The following is a 23,716-nucleotide window of genomic DNA, read 5'->3' as shown; positions in this document are numbered from 1 at the left end:
ATGCCATGACCGAATTCAAGGACGTCGAACGCGAGATCGCGCAGTTCCGCTGGCGCCTGCTGATCGTGGGCGTGGTCGTGGTGCTGGCCTTCATGGGCCTGTTCGCGCGGCTGGTGCACCTGCAGGTCGTGCGCCATGACGATCTGCGCGCCCAGGCCGAGAACAACCGCACGGCCGTGGTGCCGGTGGCGCCCACGCGCGGCCACATCCTGGACCGCAACGGCGTGGTGCTGGCGAGCAATTACTCGGCCTACACGCTGGAGATCACGCCGTCCAAGGCCGGGCCGCTGGAGCCGGCCATCGACGCGCTGTCCGAGGTCATCGAGATTTCGCCACGCGACCGGCGCCGTTTCCGCAAGCTGATGGACGAGTCGCGCAATTTCGAATCGCTGCCGATCCGCACGCGGCTGACCGACGAGGAGGTGGCGCGTTTCGCGGCCCAGCGTTACCGCTTCCCCGGCATGGACATCAAGGCCCGGCTGTTTCGCAGCTATCCGCAGGGTGAGCTGGGCGCCCATGTGGTCGGCTACATCGGCCGCATCAACGCCGCCGAGAAAGAGCGGCTGGAAGAGTCCGACGAGGAGGACAACTACCGCGGCACCGAATACATCGGCAAGCTGGGGGTGGAGCAGAGCTTCGAGGCCGAACTGCATGGCAAGACCGGCGTCGAGCAGATCGAGACCTCGGCCGGTGGCCGGGCCGTGCGACGCCTGGCCAGCAGCAAGGCCACGCCGGGCAACACCGTGGTGCTGTCGCTGGACATCCGCTTGCAGAAGCTCGTGGAAGACCTGTATGGCGATCGCCGGGGGGCGTTGGTGGCGATCGATCCCAAGACCGGTGAGGTGCTGGCCTTTGTCAGCAAGCCGACGTTCGATCCCAACCTGTTCGTCGAAGGCATCGACCAGGAGAGCTGGAGCGCGCTCAGCGAATCGCTGGACCGCCCGCTGCTGAACCGCGCGCTGCGCGGCACCTACCCGCCGGGCTCGACCTACAAACCCTTCATGGCGCTGGCGGCGCTGGAAACCGGCAAGCGCCGGCCGGGCGACATCACCTACGACGGCGGCTCCTGGACCTTCGGCGGCCACACCTACCGCAGCCACGGCGAGGGCGGGCTGGGCGCGGTCGACCTGCACCGCAGCGTCGTGAAGTCCAGCAACGTCTATTACTACTCGCTCGCCAACGACATGGGGGTGGACCTGATCCACAACTTCATGAAGCCACTGGGCTTCGGCCAGATCACGGGCATCGACATCCACGGCGAAGTGCGCGGCGTGCTGCCCAGCCAGGCCTGGAAGCGCAAGGCCTACCGCCGACCGGAGCAGCAGAAATGGTTCGCCGGCGAGACCATCTCGCTGGGCATCGGCCAGGGCTACAACACCTTCACCATGTTGCAGCTGGCACAGGCCACCGCCATCGTGGCGAACAACGGCATCAAGCATCGGCCGCACCTGGTGCTGGCAGTGGAGAACAGCATGACGCGCGAGCGCAGCCTGGTCTACCGCGAGCCGCCCGAAGACCTGGGCTACAAACCGGCCCACGTGGCAGCGGTGCGGCGGGCGTTGGTCGGCGTCACGCAGGAGGGCACGGCGACGCGCGTGTTCGCCGGCGCGGCCTACCTGTCAGGCGGCAAGACCGGCACGGCGCAGGCGGTGACCATCGGCCAGAAGAGCCGCTATAACGCGTCCAAACTGGAGGAGCACCAGCGCGACCACGCGGTGTACATGGCGTTCGCCCCGGCGGCCGACCCCACCATCGCGTTGGCACTGATCGTCGAAAACGCCGGCTGGGGCGCTGAAGCGGCGGCACCGATCGCCCGGCGGGTGTTCGATTTCTGGGTCAATGGCCAGTACCCGAGCGAAATCGACATGGCCCACGTGCGGCGCGGCCAGGGCGGCCCGCCTGTGGGCAAGCCGCGTGCGATCTCCGAGGTGCCCGACCTGCCGGGCCCGCCGATGCTCGGGGCGTCGGCCGCACGGGCTGCCCCGGCCGACCCTGCGGCACCTGAGGCTGGCGCTGCCGTCCGCGTCGCGCTGCAGCGCTGAACCAGCGTCGACAACGCCCGGGCGCGCGCAGCGCAGGCGGACCAACTGCACGCCGATGCCACGCAAACGACGGGCAAAAAAAAGCGCCGCATCAGCGGCGCTACAGGGAAAACATCTCGTTCGGATGCCTGAGTCGTATTGTTCAAATTCGAGTTGTCTCCTCGGTCCTCACGCGCTCACTTGGGCTTGCCAGTGAGCAACCGACGGACTCTATTAGCTCGCGAACAATTCTGAATCGGGACAAACCCGGTGTCAGGCTATTGTCAGGATGTACGCACGACGCGTGCGACCACGGTTGCCATGCATGTACTCAACTGGAAAGTGATCCGCGGGACGACGCCGCCTGCGCCTGCTTGCCCAACAAATCCTCTTCGGCCAGATAGTCACTCATGGTGAAGTCGTCCTGGCGTTCGTGGCGCGCAGACAGCGCCTCCTGCTTGAGCGTTGCGGCGAGGACTTTCTTCAAGGTCAACAACGTGCCGGGATCGAGTGCACGACCGGTCTCTCTCAGCGCCTGCTGCAGATCTGCACTGTCGAAATGCGCCTTGGCGGCATCCTTGTATTCGACCGCCCGCGTCAACCGCATGACGATGCGCCGGGTGCCCAGAAAGTGGGACTGCGTGAACTCCGGGTGCACGCGACTGAGCACCAGTGACAGGCCCCCCAGCAGGATCTGAATTTCCAACAGGCCGGAGTTGTCCTCCACCAGTGGCAGCAGCAGGTCGGTGTTCCAAGGGCTTTCGGCTTGCAGGTAGCGGGAGTGCATGGCGCGTGATTGTAAGAAGACGCTTCACGCACCGAGCGGCGGTGGTGAGCGGGGAATGCCGGCCTGTTCGCCGCATCCTGTGCGCGCGCGTCCTGCGGGCGCCATGCAAAGCGTTTGAACCGCGTCGTCAAACGCGACCGGCGCCTGCAGCGGGCAGTGCGGCCTACAGTGGTGGTGCGGGTTGCGCGCTGCAGCCTGCGAGGAATTCACCATGTCATTGCCCACCCTTCCCGCCCTGTTCGTCTCCCACGGTTCGCCCATGTTCGCGCTGGAGCCTGGCGCCAGCGGCCCGGCGCTGCGGCGCTGGGGCGCGGCGCTGGTGGCATCCCTGCCAGATGGTTTGCGCGGTGTGGTCGTGATGTCGCCGCACTGGATGGCGCCGGTGGCCGCCGTCATGACCGGCGCAGCGCCCGCCACCTGGCATGACTTCGGCGGCTTTCCCAAGCCGCTCTACGCGTTGCAGTACCCGGCGCCCGGCGCACCCGCGCTGGCGGACGAGGTGTTGCAGTGCCTGCAGGGCGCCGGCCTGCATGCGTGGGCCGATGCGGAGCGTCCGTTCGACCACGGCGCGTGGGTGCCGCTGATGCATCTGTTCCCAAAGGCCGACGTGCCGCTGGTGCAGGTGGCTCTCCCCGCCGAGGCCGGCCCGGCCGAGGTCTACGCCATGGGCGCCGCGCTGGCTGGGCTGCGGGCTCAGGGCGTTCTGGTGGTCGGCTCGGGCAGCATGACGCACAACCTGTCGGAGTTCTTCGGCGGTGCGCGCGATGCGGCGCCTTACGTCGTGGATTTCAGCCGCTGGGTCGAGGATGCCGTGCAGCGCGGCGACAAGGCGGCCTTGCTGGACTACCGGCGCCAGGCGCCCCACGCGGCGCGCGCCCATCCATCGGAAGACCACTTCCTGCCGATCTTCTTCGCCCTGGGTGCGGCAGGCTGGGGTGGCGGCGCACCGGCCAGCGTCGACTACCTGACGCGCGAGGTCATGCACGGCATGCTGGCCATGGACAGTTTCGCCCTGGCGTGAGGTGACGCACCCCAAGGCGTGACGTCTGCTTGACTCAATCGATCCGCGCGCCGGAATCTTTCACCACCTTGGCCCAGCGCGTGATCTCGGCTTCGATGTGCTGGCCGAGCTCGGCCGGGGTCGAGCCGACCAGCTGGTAGCCACCGCCCTCCAGCTGTGCCTTGATGTCCGGCTGCGCGACCACCGTGGCGATCTCGCGGGCCATGCGCTCCGTCACCGCAGTTGGCGTGCCGGCCGGGGCCAGCACCGCATACCAGCCATTGACGACAAAGCCCGTCACGCCGGCCTGCTCCATCGTCGGCACGTCCGCCAGCATCGGCAGGCGCGTGTTGCCGGTCACGGCCAGCCCGCGCAGGCGGCCGGACTGCACATGCGGCAGCGAGGTCGAGGCGCTGTCGAAGCTCAGCTGCACCTCGCCGGCCAGCATGGCGTTGACCATCGGCGCGCTGCCCTTGTAGGGCACGTGGCTCAGCTTGATGCCGGCGACGCTGGCGAAGTACTCGACCGCCAGGTGGCTGGTGTTGCCGTTGCCGGCCGAGCCATAGGTGATCCGGCCCGGGTTGGCCTTGGCCTCGGCGATCAGCTCGGCGATGTTGCGCGCCTTCAGCGACGGGCTGGCGCAGACCAGCAGCGGCAGATTGGCCACCAGCGAGACAGGCGTGAAATCCTTGCGCGTGTCGTAGGGCAGCTTGGGGTAGAGGCTGGCATTGATGGCGTGCGCCGCCAGCACCATGATGAAGGTGTGGCCGTCGGGCTTGGCCCGCGCGGCGGCCTGCGAGGCCACGGTGCCGCCGGCGCCGGGTTTGTAGTCCAGCACCACGGGCTGGCCCAGGCGCTCCTGCAGCTTGATCGACAGCGGCCGGGCGATCAGATCGGTGCTGCCGCCGGGCGGATAGGGGATGAGCAGCTGGATCGGCCGCTCGGGCCAGGGGGTGGATTGGGCCAGCACGGGGCCGGTGGCACTGGCGGCACCAGCGGCGAGAGCGGCGAGGATCTGTCGGCGGGAAAGCTGCATCGTGTGGTCTCCTAGACGGTCGTGGTGGGCCGGCCAGTGTGGCGCAGATCAATCACTACACGCGTCACGCAGGTTTCAGGTGCTTGAGCGGCAGGGCGCTGCTGTCCTTGACCTCGCCCAGCGAGAAGCGGGTGTGCAGGTCCTTCACGTCGGGCAGGTTGATGAGCACTTCGCGTGCGAACTGCGCAAAGCTGTCCAGGTCGCGTGAGACGACTTGCAGCTCGAAGGTGCCGGCGCCGCTGATGTAGTGGCAGGCCACCACCTCGGGGATCTTGCGGATCGCGTCCTCCAACTCGCGCGTGACGTTGCCGCTGTTGCGGTCGGCATCCAGCCGCACGAAGGCCAGCACGCCCAGGCCGATCTTGCGGCGGTCGATCTCGGCGTGGTAGCCCTTGATGAAGCCGGCTTCCTCCAGCGCCTTCACACGCCGCCAGCAAGGCGCGGCCGACAAACCCACCCGCTGCGCCAGCTCGGCATTGCTAAGGCGGCCGTCGGCTTGCAGTTCTTGCAGGATGATCAGATCAAACTTGTCGAGTGTTTCCATAAGTCGGCATTTTGAGCAAGAACCTTTCTAAATGCCACCCAAACAGGGAATCAAAAGAAAGCACATATCGCCCGCGCCTGCCTACACTGGCCGGCAGAATGTCACGCGCTGCTGACGAGGCGGCGGCCCACCTGGAGACCCCACGATGAACGCCCCCCTGCCCGAACACATCCGCAAAGCGCTGGAAACCGTCACGCTGGACGACAAGTACAGCCTGGACCACGGCCGCGCCTTCATGAGCGGCGTCCAGGCGCTGGTCAAGCTGCCCATGCTGCAGCGCCTGCGCGACGCCCAGGTCGGAAAGAACACCGCCGGCTTCATCAGCGGCTACCGGGGTTCGCCGCTGGGTGGCTATGACCAGGCCTTGTGGAAGGCCAGCAAGTTCCTGAAGGCGCAGAACATCGTGTTCCAGCCCGGCGTCAACGAAGAGCTGGCGGCCACGGCCCTGTGGGGCACGCAGCAACTGGGCTTCTCGCCACCGGGCACCAACAAGTTCGACGGCGTGTTCGGCATCTGGTATGGCAAGGGCCCGGGCGTGGACCGTTGCTCGGACGTGTTCAAGCACGCCAACATGGCCGGCACCACGCCCTGGGGTGGCGTGATCGCGGTGGCCGGTGACGACCACATCTCCAAAAGCTCGACCGCCGCGCACCAGAGCGACCACATCTTCAAGGCCTGCGGGCTGCCGGTGTTCTTCCCGACCAATGTGCAGGAGATCCTGGACCTGGGCATCCACGCGTTTGCGATGAGCCGCTTTTCGGGCGTCTGGGCCGGCATGAAGACGATCCAGGAGATCGTCGAATCCAGCGCCACGGCCATGATCGACCCGGAGCGGGTGCAGATCCAGATCCCCACCGACTTCCAGATGCCCGAGGGCGGCCTGCACATCCGCTGGCCCGACCACGCGCTGGAGCAGGAAGCCCGCCTGTTCCACTACAAGTGGTACGCCGCGCTGGCCTACATCCGCGCCAACAAGCTGAACTACAACGCCATCGAAGGGCCGAACGACCGCTATGGCCTGATCGCCAGCGGCAAGGCCTACAACGACACGCGCCAGGCCCTGCTGGACCTGGGCCTGGATGACGCCAGCTGTCGCCAGCTCGGCATCCGCCTGCACAAGGTCGGCGTGGTGTGGCCGCTGGAGGCGCAGCTGACGCGCGACTTCGCCACCGGCCTGCAGGAGATTCTGGTGGTCGAGGAAAAGCGCCAGGTCATCGAATACCAGCTCAAGGAAGAGCTGTACAACTGGCGGTCGGACGTGCGGCCCAATGTGCTGGGCAAGTTCAACGAGGTCGAGGGCGATTTCTCCGGCGGCGAATGGTCGATGGCCAACCCCACGGCCAACACGCTGCTGCGCGCCAACGCCGACCTGTCGCCGGCGCTTATCGCCAAGGCGCTGGCCCAGCGCCTGAAGAAGACCGGCGTGCTGGCCGCCGGCGGTGCCGACATGGTGGCCCGGGTGGACGCGCAGCTGGCGATTCTGGAGGCCAAGGAACGCTCCATGCAGGTGCTCGAGCTCGGCGGCGTGCAAGGCGCGGACCGGCTGCCGTGGTTCTGCTCGGGCTGCCCGCACAACACCTCGACCAAGGTGCCGGAAGGCTCGCGCGCCATGGGCGGCATCGGCTGCCACTTCATGGCGACCTGGATGGACCGCTCCACCATCGGCTTCACGCAGATGGGCGGCGAGGGCGTGCCCTGGGTCGGCCAGCAGCCGTTCACCACCGACCAGCACATCTTTGCCAACCTGGGCGACGGCACCTACTTCCACAGCGGGCTGCTGGCGATCCGCCAGAGCATCGCGGCCGGCGTGAACATCACCTACAAGATCCTCTACAACGACGCGGTCGCGATGACGGGTGGCCAGCAGGTCGGCGAGCGGCCCGAAGGCCATTCGGTGCTGCAGATCGCCGAAAGCCTGCACGCCGAGGGCGCCAAGAGGGTCGTGGTCGTGACCGACGAGCCCGAGAAGTACCAGGGCGTCACGGTGCCCGGTGACAACGTCAAGATCCACCACCGCGACGAGCTGGACGAGATCCAGCGCCAGTTCCGCGAGATGCCGGGCACCACGGCCATCATCTACGACCAGACCTGCGCCACCGAGAAGCGCCGCCGCCGCAAGCGCGGCACGGCCGTGGACCCGGCCCAGCGCGTCGTCATCAACGAGCTGGTATGCGAGGGCTGTGGGGATTGCAGCGTGCAGTCCAACTGCCTGTCGGTCGAGCCGCTGGAGACCGAGTTCGGCCGCAAGCGCACGATCAACCAGAGCACCTGCAACAAGGACATGAGCTGCCTGAAGGGCTTTTGCCCCAGCTTCGTCACGGTGGAAGGTGGCAAGCTCAAGGGCAAATCCAAGTCGCAGTCGCCCTCGCCGTTCTCGCTGGGCGAACTGCCTGAGCCCACGTTGCCGGTGTTGAACGGCACCTGGGGCATCGTGGTCGCCGGCGTGGGCGGCACCGGCGTCATCACCATCGGCCAGCTGCTGGGCGTGGCCGCGCACCTGGAAGGCAAGGGCATCGTCACGCAGGACGCGGCGGGCCTGGCGCAAAAGGGCGGCGCCACATGGAGCCACGTGCTGATCGGCCCGCGCCAGGATGACATCCGCACCACCCGCGTCTCGATGGCGGCGGCAGATCTGGTGCTGGGTTGTGACCCGCTGGTCGCCGCGCACAAGGAATCGACCATGCGCATGCGGGGCGGCCGCACCCATGTGGCGCTGAACCTGCATGGCGCGCCCACGGCCGCCTTCGTGCGCAACACCGAGTGGCAGAACCCGGCCGAGGCCTGTGCTGCCGAGCTGGCTCAGATCGTCGGCGAGGCCGGCCTGGGCCGCTTCGACGCCGATGCTGCGGCCAAGGAACTGATGGGCGACACCATCTATGTGAATCCGATGATGCTGGGCTACGCCTGGCAGAAGGGCTGGATTCCGCTCGCGCTGGCCTCGATCACGCGCGCCATCGAGCTGAACGCCGTGGCCGTGGACCAGAACAAGGCGGCCTTCGCCTGGGGGCGCCGCGCGGCGGCAGATCCGGTGTCGGTCGACCAGCTGCTGGGCGCATCGACCAGCCAGCAAGTCATCGAGTTCAAGAAGCGCGAGACGCTGGACCAGATGGTCGCGCGCCGCGTCGAATTCCTGACCGGCTACCAGAACGCCGCCTACGCGGCCGACTACCAGGCCTTCGTGGAGAAGGTGCGCGTGCGCGAGCAGGCCATGGGCACGCCCAAGCATCTGCCGCTGGCCGAGGCCGTGGCGCGCTATCTGTTCAAGCTGATGGCCTACAAGGACGAGTACGAGGTCGCCCGGCTGCACACCGACCCGGCCTTCCTGGCCCGTGTGCACGGCATGTTCGAGGGCGACTACACGCTGAACTACCACCTGGCACCGCCCATGACGGCGAAGAAGAACGCCAAGGGTGAGCTGCAAAAGCGCAAGTTCGGCCCGTCCATGCTGACCGGGTTCAGGCTTCTGGCCAAGCTCAAGGGGCTGCGCGGCACTGCGCTGGACGTGTTCGGACGCACCGAGGAGCGCAAGACCGAGCGCGCGTTGATTGCCGAGTACCGCGCCAGCATCGACGACGTGTTGGCCGGCCTGAACGCCGCCAACCATGCCCTGGCGCTGGACATCGCGCGCATTCCCGAGCAGATCAAAGGCTACGGCCACGTCAAGGAGCGCAACCTCCTGGCGGCACGGCAGCAGTGGGCGCAGCTGCAGGTTGCGTTCCGCGATCCGGCGGTGCGCCAGCGCGCCGCCTGAAGACCGGGCGCAAAGCCTGATTCCCCACGCCCGGCGCCGGCCTTATGCCGGCTGGGGCCTCGCCGGTGGCCCCTGGGGGCGCCGCATACAATCCTGTGTTTTTCGCCCGATCCGCGTGCATGCCGGCGCGGATTGGTGCATTTGTCGTTCGCGTCTTTCTCTGGAGTTCTTCCCGTGCTGATTTCTACTGCTTATGCACAAACCGCACCTGCCGCACCGTCCGGCGGCGGTGACCTGATGTCTTCGCTGGGCAGCATGCTGCCGCTGGTGTTGATGTTCGTGGTGCTGTACTTCATCATGATCCGGCCCCAGATGAAAAAGCAAAAGGAGCACCGCGCCATGATCGACGCCCTGGCCAAGGGCGATGAAGTGGCCACGTCTGGCGGGTTGATCGGCAAGGTGACCAAGATCGGCGAAGGCACGCTGGGCGTGGAAATCGCCAACGGCGTCGAGGTGCAGTTGCAGCGTCATGCCGTGGTCCAGGTTCTGCCCAAGGGCACGGTCAAGTAAGTCTCTGTGAAAGTCGTCCCTCGCGGGCGAAAGCGATCATGAACCGTTATCCGGCATGGAAGTACGTCACCATCGTGGTCGTGCTGCTCCTGGGCTTGGTCTATGCCCTGCCCAATTTCTTCGGGGAAGCGCCTGCCGTGCAGGTGTCTTCGGGCAAGGCCAGTGTCAAGGTCGACGGGGCAACGCAAGAGCGCGTCGCCCAGCTGCTCAAGGACAACGGGCTCACCCCCGATCTGGTCAGCCTGGACGGCACGTCGGTGCGGGCCCGCTTCGCCACGCCGGATGAGCAACTCAAGGCGCGCGATGTCCTGCAGCGCGCCTTCGTGCCGGACCCGTCCGACCCGGCGTACGTGGTGGCCCTGAATTTGGTGTCACGCTCGCCGTCCTGGCTGCGCGCGCTGAATGCCTATCCCATGTATCTTGGGCTGGACCTGCGCGGTGGCGTGGACTTCCTGCTGCAGGTGGACATGAAGGGCGCCATCGACAAGCGCGCCGAATCCTTTGCCGGCGATCTGCGCACGGCTTTTCGTGACAAGAGCATCCGCGGAGCCTCGGTCAACCGCAGTGGGCAGACGGTGGAGATCGCCTTCCGCGACGCCGAGGCCATGGCCGCGGCCCGGCGCGTGATCCAGGACCAGTTCCCCGACCTCGACGCTGCCGCGCCGAGCGACCCGGGCAGCCTGCGGCTGGTCGCCACCATCAAGCCCGAGGCCGCGCGTCGCCTGCAGGACGCTGCGCTCAAGCAGAACATCACCACGCTGCACAACCGCATCAACGAGCTGGGCGTGGCCGAGCCGGTGATCCAGCAGCAGGGCCTGGAACGCATCGTCGTGCAGCTGCCCGGCGTGCAGGACGTGGCCAAGGCCAAGGACATCCTGGGCCGCACCGCAACGCTGGAAGTGCGCCTGGTCGACGAGAGCACCGAGGCCCGCACGGCAGAGACCAGCGGCGGCGCCGTGCCGTTCGGCGCCGAGCGCTACCTGGACCGCAGCGGCCAGCCGGTCATCGTCAAGCGCCAGGTCGTGCTGACCGGCGAGAACCTGACGGACGCCCAGCCCGGCTTCGATGGCCAGACGCAGGAGCCCACCGTCAACCTGACGCTGGACGCCAAGGGCTCGCGCATCTTCAAGGACGTGACGCGCGAGAACGTCGGCAAGCGCATGGCCATCATCCTGTTCGAAAAGGGCCGGGGCGAGGTCGTCACGGCGCCGGTGATCCGCACCGAAATCGGCGGGGGGCGCGTGCAGATTTCCGGCCGCATGACGACCGTCGAGGCCAACGACACCTCGCTGCTGCTGCGCGCGGGCTCACTGGCCGCGCCGATGGAGATCATCCAGGAGCGCACGATCGGCCCCAGCCTGGGAGCGGACAACATCAGCAAGGGCTTCAACAGCGTGCTGTATGGCTTCCTGGCCATCATGGTGTTCATGTGCGCCTACTACGCGCTGTTCGGCGTGTTCTCTTCCATCGCGCTGGCCGTCAACCTGTTGCTCCTGGTCTCTGTGCTGTCCATGTTGCAGGCCACGCTGACGCTGCCGGGCATCGCCGCCATGGCGCTTGCCATCGGCGTGGCGATCGACTCGAATGTGCTGATCAACGAGCGCGTGCGCGAGGAGCTGCGCAACGGCGCCGCGCCGCAGGCGGCGATCCACGCCGGTTACGACCGGGCGTGGGGCACGATTCTGGATTCCAACATCACCACGCTGATCGCCGGCGTCGCGCTGCTGGCCTTCGGTTCGGGGCCCATCCGCGGCTTCGCCGTCGTGCACTGCATCGGCATCGTGACCTCCATGTTCTCGGCCGTGTTCTTCTCGCGCGCGCTGGTCAACCTCTGGTATGGCGGCAAGAAGAAGCTCAAGAGCGTGTCCATCGGCACCGTCTGGCGCCCCAAGACCGACACCATGGCCATGACGGCCGAATAAGCGACCGAGGTCGTCCAAAGTACGCCATGGAATTCTTGCTTCCGGCATCACATGCGCTGCGCGCAGATGTGAGCCTTCTCTGAAAACTCCGCCTAAGGATTGAGATCATGGAGTTTTTCCGCATCCACAAGACGATCCCATTCATGCGCCACGCGCTGGTGCTGAACATCGTCTCGTTCGTCACCTTCGCTCTGGCGGTGTTCTTTCTGTTCCACCGCGGGCTGCACCTGTCGGTGGAGTTCACCGGCGGCACGGTGATGGAGGTCGCCTACGAGCAATCGGCCGATATCGGCAAGGTGCGCGAGACCGTCGGCACGCTGGGCTACTCCGAGGTGCTGGTGCAGGCCTACGGCTCTTCGCGCGATGTGCAGATCCGGCTGCCCGCGCGCAAGGACATGAACGCCACGCAGCAGAGCGCCCAGGTCGTCGATGCGCTGAAGGCGGTCGACCCCGGCGTCACTTTGCGCGGGGTCGAGTTCGTCGGCCCGCAGGTCGGCGAGGAGCTCACCACCAACGGCGTGAAGGCGCTGGCCATGGTGGTGGTCGGCATCATGGTCTATCTGGCGTTCCGCTTCGAGTGGAAGTTCGCCGTGGCCACGGTGGTGGCCAATCTGCATGACGTGGTCATCATCCTGGGCTTCTTCGCCTTCTTCCAGTGGGAGTTCTCGCTGGCTGTGCTGGCCGCCGTGCTGGCCGTGCTGGGCTATTCGGTGAACGAGTCGGTGGTGATCTTCGACCGCGTGCGCGAGAACTTTCGGCGCTACCGGAAGCAAACGACAGGCGAGGCGATCGACAGCGCCATCACGTCGACCATCAGCCGCACCATCATCACACACGGGTCGACGCAGCTGGTCGTGCTGTCGATGTTCTTCTTCGGCGGGCCCACGCTGCACTATTTCTCGTTGGCGCTGACCATCGGCATCTTGTTCGGCATCTACTCGTCCTGCTTCGTCGCAGCGGCCATCGCCATGTGGCTGGGCGTCAAGCGTGAAGATTTGGTCAAGTCCGGCGGCAGCAAGAAGGACGAGGACCCGAATGACCCCAACGCCGGCGCCGTCGTGTAGATTGCGCCCACCATGACCACCGCCGTCCCGACTTCCGCGCACCGGCAGCTGGCCAGCAGGGTCCGCGAGCGTTTCGTGGCCGAGTTGGGGGCTACGCTGCCGCAGTTGGGAGCCGCGCTCAAGGGGCGGTTGACCGAGTTGCTGGAGCAGGTCAGCGCCGCACGCGAGATGCAGGACCGGCGCGATGCCTGGACGCTGTTCCATAGCCGCAGCCGACACTGGGAAGAGGGCACCTCGGCCGCCTGGGGGCGGGCAGCGGTGGCCACCGCTGCGTCCGTGGCGCCGCGCGGCCAGCCGTCGGCTCTGGAGCTGGTCGGCGACGAGGTGGTCGAGAACCAGATCCTGGCCGCGCGCCTTGGTCTGGCCGTGCAGGATGCGGCCGGCAGCGAGTACGCGGACCTGCGCGCGCGGGTGCTGCAACTGGACGGGAACGACGAGCTGGGGCCGCAGGATGTCATGCGGCCCGAGGCGCTGGTGCTCATGCTGATCGAGCAATGGGCCCAGGCCGGCCTGGAGCGGCCCGTCCTGCAGTGGTTGGCGCCGACCTTGCAAAAGGAGTTGGGCGCGCACTTCCAGAAGGCATGCAGTTCCTGCAACGCTGTCCTCAGCAGCTCGGGCGTCGAGCTGTCGACCGACCTGCGCAACCGCGTCAAGCGGACGGAAATTTCCTCCGGTGGACTTGTCGGTGGCAACAGCATGCCCCCGTCGAGCTGGGGCGGTCCGGACTCGGTTTCCGGCGAGATGTCGCCTGGCCGTGATGGGGCACGCACCGGTGACGGGTCTACGGCGCGTGTCCCGTCATCGGGATCTGGCGCTGGCGCTGGCGGGGGGCATGGGGGGTGGACCGGCGGCGGCGACAGGACAGGTGGGGCGGGCGGGACAGGCAGATTTGCAAGCCACGGCCACAGCCCGGGTTCCGGCCACATGTCCGGTGCTGGGCAAGACCGGGGCGAGGCGTCCGGCCAGGGTTTCGGCCAAGGGCGCAGCCCTGGTGCCGGCGAGGCCGGCGGCATGCGCGGGCAGGCCAGCGCGTCGTCGCATGGCGGCCAGCCCACCCGCAGTGCGCCGGAAGAGGCGGCGGCCGCCGCAGCGTCGATGTCCCCGCTGGCGCGAGCCCGACGCCGGGCGCAAGGCGTGCTCGGCCAGTTGCGACGCGTCTTGACAGAGCACACCAGCGTTTTCGAGCCGACGGCCAAGCACGAGATTTCGCCGACGCTGGCCTACGCGATCAGCCGCCGACGCAGCGTGCCCGATGACGAGTTGATCGGCGGCAGCACCGCCGTGGGCCTGGCGACGGACTACAGCCCCGCAGGCGTGCAGCGCGTGGCCGGCGTGCTGCGTGAGCGGTCCAACGAGCTCAAGCGCCAGGCCAGTACCAACAATGAGAAGGCCACGATCGAGATCGTGGCGCTGATGTTCCAGAGCATCCTGGCGGAAGAGCGCATCCCACCATCGGTGCGGGTGTGGTTCGCGCGGCTGCAGTTGCCGGTGCTGCGCGTGGCGTTGGCCGAGCCCGAGTTCTTCGGCACGCTCAGCCATCCGGCGCGCCAGTTGATCGACCGCATGGGCTCGTGCGCCATGGGCTTCGACGCCGCCGCCATCGGTGGCACGGCGCTGGAGGCGGAGATCCGCCGCGTGGTGCAGGTGATCGAGCAATACCCGGAGACCGGACGGCGCGTGTTCCAGCTGGTCTACGACGAGTTCTTGAAGTTCCTGTCCAAGTACCTGACCGAAAAGGGTGCGGCGCAGCGGGTCGTCAGCGTTGCGCAGCAGATCGAGCAGAAGGAGACGCTGGCGATCCAATACACCATCGAGCTGCGCAACATGCTCAAGGACATTCCCGTGCGCGATGAAGTGCGCGATTTCCTGTTCAAGGTGTGGGCCGAGGTGCTGTCGCTCGCCGCCGTGCGCAAAGGCCCGCAGGACGAGGAAACCATCGCCCTCAAGCGCTCGGCCGCCGACCTGGTCTGGGCCGCAAGCGCCAAACCCAATCGGGCCGACCGCGCGCGTGTGATCCAGAGCCTGCCGCAACTGCTGCAGCGCCTGCGCCAGGGCATGACGCTGCTGGGCATGCCGTCTGCCGCGCAGGAGGTGCACATCAAGCGCCTGAGCGACACGCTGGCCGACGCCTTCATGTCCAAGACCGAAGCCATTCCACAGGCCCGCATCGACCAGATGGCGGCGCGGCTGGCGAACCTTGAAGACTTCGTCACCGACGAGAGCATGGGCGACCTGCCGCTGGACGCCGACAGCATCGAGATGATGCTGGGCATCGATGCCTCGTCGATCGACGTGATTCCGGATGCTGGCGCCAAGCCCAGCGAGGCCATGCTGGCCTGGGTCTACGAGCTGCAGCTGGGCCACTGGTTCACGCTGGACCACAACCAGAAGATCAGCCAGGTGCAGTTCGCGTGGCGCAGCGAGCGCAGGCAGCTGCACCTGTTTGCCTCGATGGATGGGCGCAGCTACCTCGTCCAGGCCAAGCGCCTGGCCGTCTATCTGCAGGCCGGCCTGCTGGTGCCGCAGGAAGAAGAGGCGCTGACGCTGCGCGCCACGCGCCAGGCGCTGGAGAAGCTGGACGCAAACCCCGGGCGCCTGCTGGCGACCTGAGCCTCTGTCAGTGGGCGACGCGGGCCGCCGCGTCCTGGCACAGCTCGTCGAGCACCAGCGCGTCGGGCTCGGTGCCAAAGCTCCAGTACACCATCAGCACGATGATCTTCAGGTCGGCCAGCGCCACGGGACCGCCCTGCGCGGCCATGGCGCGGTCCAGCACGATCTCGCGCATGGGCGCCGGCAGCACGCCGGCAGATTCCAGGAAGTGCACGAAGCCCAGGCACTCGGCGCCCAGGTGTTCCTGCTCTGCCACCGCGTAAACGCGCATCGCATCCGAGGTTGTGGCCAGCTCCAGGCTGGGGGAGGCGTCGTCGGCCGCATCGTCGTCCGGCACGGTGCCCTGCGCCGCGTGGTGCAGGCCGCCGAGCCAGTCGAGCGCTGCCTCGATCTCGTCGGCGTCGAAGCCGACGGCACTGAGCTTGCGGCCCAGTTGCGCGGGCTCGGGGCAGGCATCCCCGCGCCAGTAGTTTTCATACACGAAAACAAGCACTTCGAACATGGCTTCAATATAGCGCAGCGGTCTGTCGTGCCAGGCGCTGTGCCGCAAATACGACGATGCAGGTTCAGGCGCCGACGAATCGCTGGAACAGCGCGCCCGGCAGCCGCACGATGTGGCCGTCGAGTTCCAGCGTCAGCAGGCGGGCCTGCAGGTGCGCAGCATCCAGCCCCGTGCGTGCAGCCAGCGCGTCCAGGCCGATCGGGTCGAAGCCGATGTGCTCCAGCAGATCGTCGCCCAACGGCTCTGACGCCGATGTGGTCACAGATCCTGTGGCCGCGAGAGGCCGACCGGTGGGTGCAAACTCCTCGAAGATGTCCTCGGCGGTTTCCACCAGCTTGGCGCCCTGGCGGATCAATGCGTGGCAGCCGCGCGATTGCAGCGAGTGGATCGAGCCGGGGATGGCGAACACCTCTTTGCCCTGCTCGGACGCCAGCCGCGCGGTGATCAGCGAGCCCGAGCGCAGCGCTGCCTCCACCACCAGGGTGCCGCGGGTCAGTCCGGCGATCAACCGGTTGCGGCGCGGAAAATTCGCCGCGATGGGTGGCGTGCCCAGTGTGTATTCGCTGAGGATGACCCCCTGCCGCGCGATCGCATGCGCCAGTGCCAGATGGGCCTTCGGGTAGACCCGGTCCAGGCCTGTGCCGACCACCGCCACCGTGGCCAGCATGCCGGGCTGATCGGCCGCGCCCTTCAGTGCGCCCGTGTGCGCGGCACCGTCCACACCCGCCGCCAGGCCGGAGACGACGGTCCAGCCCGCCGCGCTGCACTGGCGTGCGAACTGCTCGGCGTTGGCCCGGCCCTGCGGCGTGGGGTGGCGGCTGCCGACGATGGCGATGCTGTCGACCACCGGCTCCTGCGTTGCAAACGCCGGCCAGGCATCGAAGCAGCCCATGGCGTGCAGCAGCAGCGGCGGGTCCTCCATCTGCAGCAGGGCAGCGGGATAGTCGGCGTCGCCCAGCACCAGGACGCGGCGCTGCGCAGCGTCATCGGGCGCCTCGTGCAGCCAGCGCCAGGTGGCATCCAGCAAGTCATCGAAGCCTGGGGGCGGTTGCAACAGCGACTGCTGCTGCAACGGCGTCACAACGGACGCCAACGTGGTGGCGTCCTGCGCGAACACCGCCGCCGGGCTGCCGAAGGCCGTCAGCAGCCGGCGTGCCGTGTCGTTGCCGACCTCGGGCGTGCGCAGCAGGCGCAGCCAGTGGCCCAGTTCGCCGCGCTCCATGCGTGCGCTTCCCGGCCCGTGGCGTGCGTGGCGGTCAGCGCGGCGAGACCAGCCTGTCGCCGACCTTGACGCCGTTCTGGATGTCCAGGATCAGCCCGTAGGACACACGCTCGAACGTACGGAACACCATCAGCATGCCGTTGGTCTCGTCGGGCAGCCGCATCATGGGCTTGTCGGGGTCGGTGCGGTCGCGCAGGCGGGCACCGCTGCTCAGCACGGTCAGCACGTGGCCGCGTTCGAGTCCGTCGCGGCTGCCCTTGTTGATCGACACCACCTGGCTCTGCGCGGCGTTGGCGTTGGCCACGCCGCTGCCGTAAATGGACACCACCCGGCCGTCGACGGCCTGGCCCGGCGCACGCGGCACGTAGCTCAGCAGCTCGCGCGGTGGCTCGGGTAGCAGGCGGTCGCCGACGCGGATTTCCTCGCGGGTGGACAGGATGTCGAGCGAGGCCGGCACCACATCGACGACGATCTTGCCGTCCTTGTCGGGCGTCTCGCGCGTGCTCTCACCTTGCAGCAGCACCGCTTTGCCGAGGTAGAAGGCCTCGTAGCCCAGCACTTCGCCAGTCACCGGGTCCTTCAGCGGCACGGCGTTGCGCACCACGCGAAAGTTCGCTGGCGGCTGGCCGGGCGCATCGGCCAGCGGCGCCTCGGGCGAACCACGGCCGTAGGCGCGGTCACCCTTGCTGAGCATGACGCGGTCGTCGCGGGTGGCGACGATGCGCGGCGCGCGCTGCAGTTCGGCCTCGTCGACCACCACGGGTTCTGCCAGGAACGGTTCGATCACGCTGGGGCTCAGCGTCGGCAGTGCGCTGGCCGAGAGGGGCTCGTAGCGCGTGCGCGGCGAAATGCGCACGGTCTGCCCGTCCATGCCGCCGCCGCGCAGGCCGAGCAAGGCGCGCCCGTCCTGCTTCAGCAGGAACAACTGCTGGCCCGGGTAGATCAGGTGGGGGTCGCGGATCTCCTGCAGGTTCATGCCCCACAGCTCGGGCCAGCGCCAGGGCCGGGCCAGGAACAGGCCGGCGATGCCCCACAGCGTGTCGCCGCTCTTCACGGTGTAGCTGTCGGGTGCGCTGGGCGCCAGCTCCGTCAGCGGCACGCCGCGCTGGGCGACCTGCTCCGCGGTGCCGCGCTGGGTCGGGGTGATCGGATGGGTCTGGGCCAGCGCGGGCTCTGCCAGCAGCGAAGCCGTCAGCAGGGCCCCGATCGAGGCGAATCCCATCATGTTGTTCATAGCTCGTTGCACCAGAAACACCCCCAGGTGACGGGGTCGGTTGCGGCGCCGCCGGGCGGGCCGGGGTGCCTGAAAAACAGGCGCAATTTTGCGCCCAAGGCCCTGAGGGGGCAACGATTATTGACTTGCGCGTCCGACCGGCGTTTCAAAAGTGGCGAAAATAGCGACAACCCCGATCCAATCGTTCCCATGGCGCTCCTTCCCATTCTTCAGTTTCCCGATCCGCGCCTGCACACCGTCGCCCGACCTGTGCAGCAGGTCGATGCACGCGTCCAGGCGCTGGTGGCCGACATGCTGGAGACCATGTACGACGCCAAGGGCATCGGCCTTGCGGCCACCCAGATCGACGTGCACGAGCGCGTCATCGTGATCGACGTTTCTGAAGAGCGCGACCAGCCGCTGGTGCTGATCAACCCCGAGATCACCTGGGCCAGTGCCGAGCGTGAAGTGAGCGACGAAGGCTGCTTGTCGGTGCCGGGCGTCTACGACAGCGTAGCGCGCTCGATCAAGGTGAAGGTCAAGGCGATGGATGCCCAGGGCCAGCAGCGCAGCGTCGAGGCGGACGGCCTGCTCGCGGTCTGCATCCAGCACGAGATGGACCACCTGCTGGGCAAGGTGTTCCTGGAATACCTGTCGCCACTCAAGCGCAACCGCATCAAGACCAAGATGCTGAAAGCGCAGCGCGAGAACGCCCGCGAAGCGACGGCCTGACGCGGCATGCAGATCGCCATGTGCTCGCGTGTTCGCAGCCTCGGTGCCATGGCGGTCGTCGCGTTGTCGGCGCTCTTGGCCGGCTGCGCGGGTGTGACCCCGGGCATGACCCGCGCCCAGGTCATCGACGCCTGGGGCCAGCCCACCCGCAGCGTGCCGGTGACCGGCGGCGAGCGGCTGCAGTACTCGCAGCAGCCGGAAGGCCAGGAGGTCTTCATGATCGACCTGGACGCATCCGGCCAGGTGCTGCGCACGCGCCAGGTGATGACGGAGCAGGACTTCGCCCGCATCGCCACCGATGGCAGCTGGACGCGCGCCGATGTCGAGCGCGAATTCGGTCCCACCTTTGACCGCGAGCGCGTGGCCGGGTGGGCCGGCCCCATCCTCACTTACCGCTGGCGCGCGGGCATGATCGACCGCTACTTCTGGGTCTACCTGGACAACGCTGGCGTGGTCCGCCGTGCCCATGAGGGCATGGATTGGCGCAACATGCGCCATACCGCCCAGTGACCCTGCCCCCTTCCTGAAGATTTCCGACCGATGCGCATCGTGTTTGCGGGCACGCCCGTGTTTGCCCGCTCGGCCCTGGCCGCATTGCAGGCGGCTGGCTTTGAAATCCCCCTGGTGCTGACCCAGCCCGACCGGCCGGCCGGCCGCGGCATGAAGCTGCAGGCCTCGCCCGTCAAGCAGTTGGCGCTGGAGCACGGCTGGCCGCTGGCGCAGCCGCGCAGCCTGCGGCTGGACGGCAAGTACCCCGACGACGCCGCCGCCGCGCGTGACGCGCTGCTGGCCGCGCGGGCCGACGCGATGGTGGTGGCCGCCTACGGCCTGATCCTGCCGCAATGGGTGCTCGATGTGCCGCGCCTGGGCTGCCTGAACATCCACGCCAGCCTGCTGCCACGCTGGCGTGGTGCCGCACCGATCCACCGCGCGATCGAGGCCGGCGACACGCAGACCGGCGTCACCATCATGCAGATGGACGCCGGGCTGGACACCGGCGACATGCTGCTGCGCGAGCCGTTGGCCATCGGCGAGGACAGCACCGCGCTGCTGCACGACCGCCTGGCCGACCTGGGCGCGCGCATGGTCGTGCAGGCGCTGCGCCAGGCCGAGGCCGGCACGCTGCGCCCGGTGCCCCAGCCGCAGGACGGCGTGACCTACGCGCACAAGATCGAGAAGACCGAAGCGCGCATCGACTGGTCGCACGATGCCGCTGCCATCGTGCGCCGCATTCGCGCCTTCGACCCGTTTCCCGGCGCCTCCACCGAGGCGAGCGGTGAAACCATCAAATGCTGGGCTGCACAGCAGTGGCCCGGCGCGCCTGGCGCAGCCCCCGGTACCGTGCTGGCGGCCAACGCGGACGGCATCGCCGTGGCCGCGCGTGAGGGCACGGTCGTGCTGACCGAGTTGCAGCGCGCCGGCGGCAAGCGCCTGCCGGCGGCCGACTTCCTGCGCGGTTTTGCCCTGCAGGCCGGCCAGTGCCTGGGCGGCCCGGCCGACTGATGTTCCTCTCCTCCGAGATCCGGCGTCGCCCCGCCTTCCGCGAAGGCTGGACCGACATGGCGCCCGCCGCCGTGGGCATTGGCGCCTGGGGCCTGATGACCGGGGTGGCCATGGTCAAGTCCGGCCTCGGGGTGGTGGAATCGGTCGCCATGACGCTGCTGGTCTATGCCGGCAGTTCGCAGCTGGCCGCGCTGCCGCTGCTGGTGGCCGGCGCGCCGGGCTGGGTGGTGCTGGCCACGGGCTTCTGCGTGAACCTGCGGTTCGTCGTGTTCAGCCTGCACCTGCGGCCCTACCTGCTGTACATGCCGCGTTGGCGCCGGCTGCTGCACGGTTACCTGACGGCTGACCTCAGTTATGCCATGTTCACACGGCGCTATGCCGAGCCCGGCGCCACGGCGGCCGAGCGCGAGTCGCAAGAGGCCTACCTCACCGGTGGCTACTGTGCGACGTGGCTGTCGTGGATGGTGCTGAGCCTGGTCGGCATCGCATTGGCGAACCTGATCCCCAGTGCCTGGGGCCTGGGTTTTGCGGGTGTGCTGAGCCTGGTCGCCATCGTCTGTTCGATGGCGACGACGCGCCTGCGCATCCTGGCGTCGCTGATCGCTGCCGCGACGGCGGTGGCCGCCTACGCGCTGCCGCTCAAGCTCAACATCGTGGCCGGCATCGGCGCGGCGGTGCTGGTCTGCTTCTGGCTGGAAAAGCAGCTCGGCCTGGATGCGGATGCGGAGGATGCCAAGTGAGCCCAGTGCCCAGCCGCCCCCAGCCGACGCACACCGCAGTGCGGGCCACGAGGGCATGGCGATGAACACCGAAGGCACCGACCTGTGGACGCTCGCCGTGATCGTCGGCCTGGCTGGCGTGACGGTGCTGACGCGCTGCTTCTTCTTCATCCTGGACCGGCCGTGGGGCTTGCCGGACTGGGCCCACCGCGCGCTGCACTATGCGCCGGTGGCTGCGCTGACGGCCGTGATCGCGCCCGAGATTGTCATGACCCAGGGCCATCTGGTCACGACCTGGCAGGACGCGCGGCTGTACGCCATGGCGGTCGGCGTGGCCTGGTACTTCTGGCGCGGTGGCGTGCTGGGCACCATGCTGGCGGGCATGGCGGTCTACCTGCCGTTGCACTTGGGGCTGGGCTGGTAGGGGCCTGCGACCTAGAATTCCGCGCACATTTTTGCAACCACTCCAGCCCCATCACCATGAACGTCCTGCGCTTTTCCGACCTCTGTGCCCAAGGCAAGCTTGCTGGCCAACGCGTGTTCATCCGCGCCGACATGAACGTGCCGCAGGACGATGCCGGCGCGATCACCGAGGACACCCGCATCCGCGCTTCCGTGCCCTGCATCCGCATGGCGCTGGATGCCGGCGCCGCTGTCATGGTGACCTCGCACCTGGGCCGCCCGACCGAAGGCGCGCTCACGCCACAGGACTCGCTGGCCCCGGTTGCCAAGCGCCTGGGGGAGCTGCTGGGCCGCGAGGTGCGCCTGGTCGCCGACTGGGTCGACGGCGTGCAGGTCGCCCCTGGCGAGGTGGTGATGCTGGAGAACTGCCGCGGCAACGTCGGCGAGAAGAAGAACAAGCCCGAGTTGGCGAAGAAACTCGCCGCACTGTGCGACGTGTTCGTGAACGACGCCTTCGGCACCGCGCACCGGGCCGAGGGCACGACCTACGGCATCGCCGAATTCGCGCCCGTGGCGTGCGCCGGCCCGCTGCTGGCGGCCGAGATCGACGCCATCGGCAAGGCGCTGGCCAACCCGAAGCGCCCGCTGGTGGCCATCGTCGCCGGCTCCAAGGTCAGCACCAAGCTGACCATCCTGAAATCGCTGTCGAACAACGTGGACGGCTTGATCGTCGGCGGCGGTATCGCCAACACGTTCCTGCTGGCCGCGGGCCTGCCCATCGGCAAGAGCCTGGCCGAGGCCGACCTCGTCGGCGAAGCCAAGGCCGTGATCGAGGCCATGAAGGCGCGCGGCGCCGAGGTGCCGATTCCCGAGGACGTGGTCACCGCCAAGACCTTCTCGGCCGATGCGCCAGCCACCGTCAAAGCCGCTGCGGACGTGGCCGAGGACGACCTGATCCTGGACATCGGCCCCAAGACCGCGGCCCGGCTGGCCGCGCAACTGCAGCAGGCCGGCACCATCGTGTGGAACGGCCCGGTCGGTGTGTTCGAGTTCGACGCCTTCGCCGGTGGCACCGAGGCCATCGCGCGCGCCATCGCGCAGAGCAGCGCGTTCAGCATCGCCGGTGGCGGCGACACGTTGGCCGCCATCGCCAAGTACGGCATCGAAAAAGATGTGGGCTACATCTCGACCGGCGGCGGGGCCTTCCTGGAAGTGCTGGAAGGCAAGACGCTGCCGGCCTTCGAGATCCTGGCCAGGCGCGCTGCGGGCTGATCGCCCGGGCTATTGCGCTCGGGTGACGGCCCCCGTCGCCACGTGGCGGCGCAGGTCGGCCAACAGTGCCTTGGCCCGCCGCTCGTTCGCCGGCCCCATACGGACCAGCATCTTCTGGCCGCTGGACAGGTTCTGCAGCGCTGGATCGGTGAACTCGTAGCGCACCCAGGGGCGTGGATCGGCGAATGGGCCCTTCACCTCGGTCACCTGTACGCGCAGCGGCCCCTGCGGCTCAGGCGCCTGCTGCAGATGGTCCAGCACGGCAACCAGGCGGTCGTTGAAGTAGCCACGCGGATAGCCCAGCTCTTCGTAGGCCTGCTGAAACAGCGGGTACAGCCGCACGTACAGCGCGGCCACGCGGTCCGCCGACACTGACTCGGCCAGGGTCAGCAGCGCGTCATAGCGCTTCGCGTTCGCCGGCGCGATGACCTGGGCCGCGCCTTCGCCCTCCACCTGGAAACGCGCCGCTGTCGCGTGCACCGGCCACAGCCGGGCCGGCGCCTGCGCGCGTGTGAGGTTGTCCACCGTGGCGACGACGCGCGGCACGAAGCCGTCTGTCTGCAGCAGCGCGGACACCGGGCCCCGGCCGAACAGGGCGGCCAGCGCGTCGGTGACGTGGGTATCGGCAGCAGCCAGGGCCGGCAATGCCGGGTCTGGCGGCGGCAGCGCCGCCAATGGGTAGTGCGGGCCCGAAGGCTCGGCGGGTGCCGCCGCGGGCGGGGCAGCAGGGGCCACGGCCACAGGCGGTGCAGTCGGGGTGTCCGGCGTGCGCCACCAGAACCACCAGGCGCCGGCTGCGAGCAGCAGCGCCACCGCGATGGCCACCACGCCGCCGAAAGAGGATGATTCGCGCGGCCGCAGGGCGGCAGGGTCGTGTTCGGGCATGTCGGTCTCCTGTGGTGCGGG

The 23,716-nt window shown here is 68.1% G+C and carries 20 protein-coding genes; 13 read left to right on the top strand and 7 right to left on the bottom strand.

Features of this window, described 5'->3' with window-relative positions:
- Positions 1 to 5: 5 nt before the first annotated feature.
- Positions 6 to 2,042: a penicillin-binding protein 2 gene (mrdA, locus tag AC099J_RS13300; RefSeq protein ID WP_479615733.1), complete on the top strand. Its 2,037-nt coding sequence runs from the start codon at positions 6 to 8 to the stop codon at positions 2,040 to 2,042.
- 310 nt (positions 2,043 to 2,352) lie between these two features.
- Here mrdA and AC099J_RS13295 read toward each other — a convergent pair whose 3' ends face one another.
- Entirely contained in the window at positions 2,353 to 2,808 is a 456-nt protein-coding gene (locus AC099J_RS13295) for a hypothetical protein (protein ID WP_479615732.1), read from the bottom strand.
- Between the two features lie 211 nt (positions 2,809 to 3,019).
- On the opposite strand from AC099J_RS13295, the gene AC099J_RS13290 reads away from it, so the two are divergent.
- Complete coding sequence (locus AC099J_RS13290) at positions 3,020 to 3,829, top strand: DODA-type extradiol aromatic ring-opening family dioxygenase (protein ID WP_479615731.1); 810 nt, start codon at positions 3,020 to 3,022, stop codon at positions 3,827 to 3,829.
- Positions 3,830 to 3,863: 34 nt separating this feature from the next.
- On the opposite strand, the gene AC099J_RS13285 is transcribed toward AC099J_RS13290, so the two are convergent.
- Positions 3,864 to 4,844, bottom strand: coding sequence for a tripartite tricarboxylate transporter substrate binding protein (locus AC099J_RS13285; protein ID WP_479615730.1), 981 nt, complete (start codon positions 4,842 to 4,844; stop codon positions 3,864 to 3,866).
- Positions 4,845 to 4,908: 64 nt separating this feature from the next.
- Positions 4,909 to 5,388 carry an Lrp/AsnC family transcriptional regulator gene (locus tag AC099J_RS13280; RefSeq protein WP_479615729.1) on the bottom strand — a complete coding sequence of 160 codons (480 nt, stop codon included), beginning with the start codon at positions 5,386 to 5,388 and terminating at the stop codon, positions 4,909 to 4,911.
- A 145-nt stretch (positions 5,389 to 5,533) separates the two neighbouring features.
- On the opposite strand from AC099J_RS13280, the gene AC099J_RS13275 reads away from it, so the two are divergent.
- The 5 genes from AC099J_RS13275 (at position 5,534) to AC099J_RS13255 (ending at position 15,245) form a co-directional block, all read left to right on the top strand.
- Complete coding sequence (locus AC099J_RS13275) at positions 5,534 to 9,139, top strand: indolepyruvate ferredoxin oxidoreductase family protein (RefSeq protein ID WP_479615728.1); 3,606 nt, start codon at positions 5,534 to 5,536, stop codon at positions 9,137 to 9,139.
- 174 nt (positions 9,140 to 9,313) lie between these two features.
- Complete coding sequence (gene yajC / locus AC099J_RS13270) at positions 9,314 to 9,649, top strand: preprotein translocase subunit YajC (protein WP_479615727.1); 336 nt, start codon at positions 9,314 to 9,316, stop codon at positions 9,647 to 9,649.
- A gap of 38 nt (positions 9,650 to 9,687) precedes the next feature.
- The gene (gene secD, locus AC099J_RS13265) at positions 9,688 to 11,571 is read left to right on the top strand and encodes a protein translocase subunit SecD (RefSeq protein WP_479615726.1); all 1,884 of its coding nucleotides are present in this window, start codon (positions 9,688 to 9,690) and stop codon (positions 11,569 to 11,571) included.
- Positions 11,572 to 11,678: 107 nt separating this feature from the next.
- Positions 11,679 to 12,635 carry a protein translocase subunit SecF gene (gene secF, locus AC099J_RS13260; RefSeq protein ID WP_479615725.1) on the top strand — a complete coding sequence of 319 codons (957 nt, stop codon included), beginning with the start codon at positions 11,679 to 11,681 and terminating at the stop codon, positions 12,633 to 12,635.
- 12 nt (positions 12,636 to 12,647) lie between these two features.
- Positions 12,648 to 15,245: a DUF1631 family protein gene (locus AC099J_RS13255; protein ID WP_479615724.1), complete on the top strand. Its 2,598-nt coding sequence runs from the start codon at positions 12,648 to 12,650 to the stop codon at positions 15,243 to 15,245.
- A 7-nt stretch (positions 15,246 to 15,252) separates the two neighbouring features.
- On the opposite strand, the gene AC099J_RS13250 is transcribed toward AC099J_RS13255, so the two are convergent.
- The 3 genes from AC099J_RS13250 to AC099J_RS13240 all read right to left on the bottom strand — a co-directional run bounded on the left by AC099J_RS13250 (position 15,253) and on the right by AC099J_RS13240 (position 18,194).
- On the bottom strand, positions 15,253 to 15,747 hold the full coding sequence (locus tag AC099J_RS13250) for a Smg family protein (protein ID WP_479615723.1): 495 nt from the start codon (positions 15,745 to 15,747) through the stop codon (positions 15,253 to 15,255).
- A gap of 64 nt (positions 15,748 to 15,811) precedes the next feature.
- Positions 15,812 to 16,969 carry a DNA-processing protein DprA gene (dprA, locus tag AC099J_RS13245; protein ID WP_479615722.1) on the bottom strand — a complete coding sequence of 386 codons (1,158 nt, stop codon included), beginning with the start codon at positions 16,967 to 16,969 and terminating at the stop codon, positions 15,812 to 15,814.
- A gap of 34 nt (positions 16,970 to 17,003) precedes the next feature.
- Positions 17,004 to 18,194, bottom strand: coding sequence for a LysM peptidoglycan-binding domain-containing protein (locus AC099J_RS13240; RefSeq protein ID WP_479615721.1), 1,191 nt, complete (start codon positions 18,192 to 18,194; stop codon positions 17,004 to 17,006).
- 198 nt (positions 18,195 to 18,392) lie between these two features.
- Between AC099J_RS13240 and def the strand changes: the two genes are divergently transcribed.
- The 6 genes from def (at position 18,393) to AC099J_RS13210 (ending at position 22,810) form a co-directional block, all read left to right on the top strand.
- Complete coding sequence (gene def / locus AC099J_RS13235) at positions 18,393 to 18,914, top strand: peptide deformylase (RefSeq protein ID WP_479615720.1); 522 nt, start codon at positions 18,393 to 18,395, stop codon at positions 18,912 to 18,914.
- 18 nt (positions 18,915 to 18,932) lie between these two features.
- On the top strand, positions 18,933 to 19,424 hold the full coding sequence (locus AC099J_RS13230; protein ID WP_479615719.1) for a hypothetical protein: 492 nt from the start codon (positions 18,933 to 18,935) through the stop codon (positions 19,422 to 19,424).
- Positions 19,425 to 19,454: 30 nt separating this feature from the next.
- Positions 19,455 to 20,417 carry a methionyl-tRNA formyltransferase gene (gene fmt / locus AC099J_RS13225; RefSeq protein ID WP_479615718.1) on the top strand — a complete coding sequence of 321 codons (963 nt, stop codon included), beginning with the start codon at positions 19,455 to 19,457 and terminating at the stop codon, positions 20,415 to 20,417.
- Positions 20,417 to 21,157: an AzlC family ABC transporter permease gene (locus AC099J_RS13220; protein ID WP_479615717.1), complete on the top strand. Its 741-nt coding sequence runs from the start codon at positions 20,417 to 20,419 to the stop codon at positions 21,155 to 21,157. The genes fmt and AC099J_RS13220 overlap by 1 nt, the downstream gene beginning before the upstream one ends.
- 61 nt (positions 21,158 to 21,218) lie before the next feature.
- Positions 21,219 to 21,560, top strand: a complete 342-nt coding sequence (locus AC099J_RS13215) for an AzlD domain-containing protein (protein ID WP_479615716.1) — start codon at positions 21,219 to 21,221, stop codon at positions 21,558 to 21,560.
- A 56-nt stretch (positions 21,561 to 21,616) separates the two neighbouring features.
- Positions 21,617 to 22,810, top strand: a complete 1,194-nt coding sequence (locus AC099J_RS13210) for a phosphoglycerate kinase (protein WP_479615715.1) — start codon at positions 21,617 to 21,619, stop codon at positions 22,808 to 22,810.
- 9 nt (positions 22,811 to 22,819) lie between these two features.
- Here AC099J_RS13210 and AC099J_RS13205 read toward each other — a convergent pair whose 3' ends face one another.
- The gene (locus AC099J_RS13205) at positions 22,820 to 23,695 is read right to left on the bottom strand and encodes a DUF3014 domain-containing protein (protein WP_479615714.1); all 876 of its coding nucleotides are present in this window, start codon (positions 23,693 to 23,695) and stop codon (positions 22,820 to 22,822) included.
- Positions 23,696 to 23,716 lie beyond the last annotated feature (21 nt).

The sequence above is a fragment of the Rhodoferax sp. RT4P68 genome (genome assembly GCF_056521305.1).
This window is presented reverse-complemented; position numbering and strand designations above follow the sequence as displayed.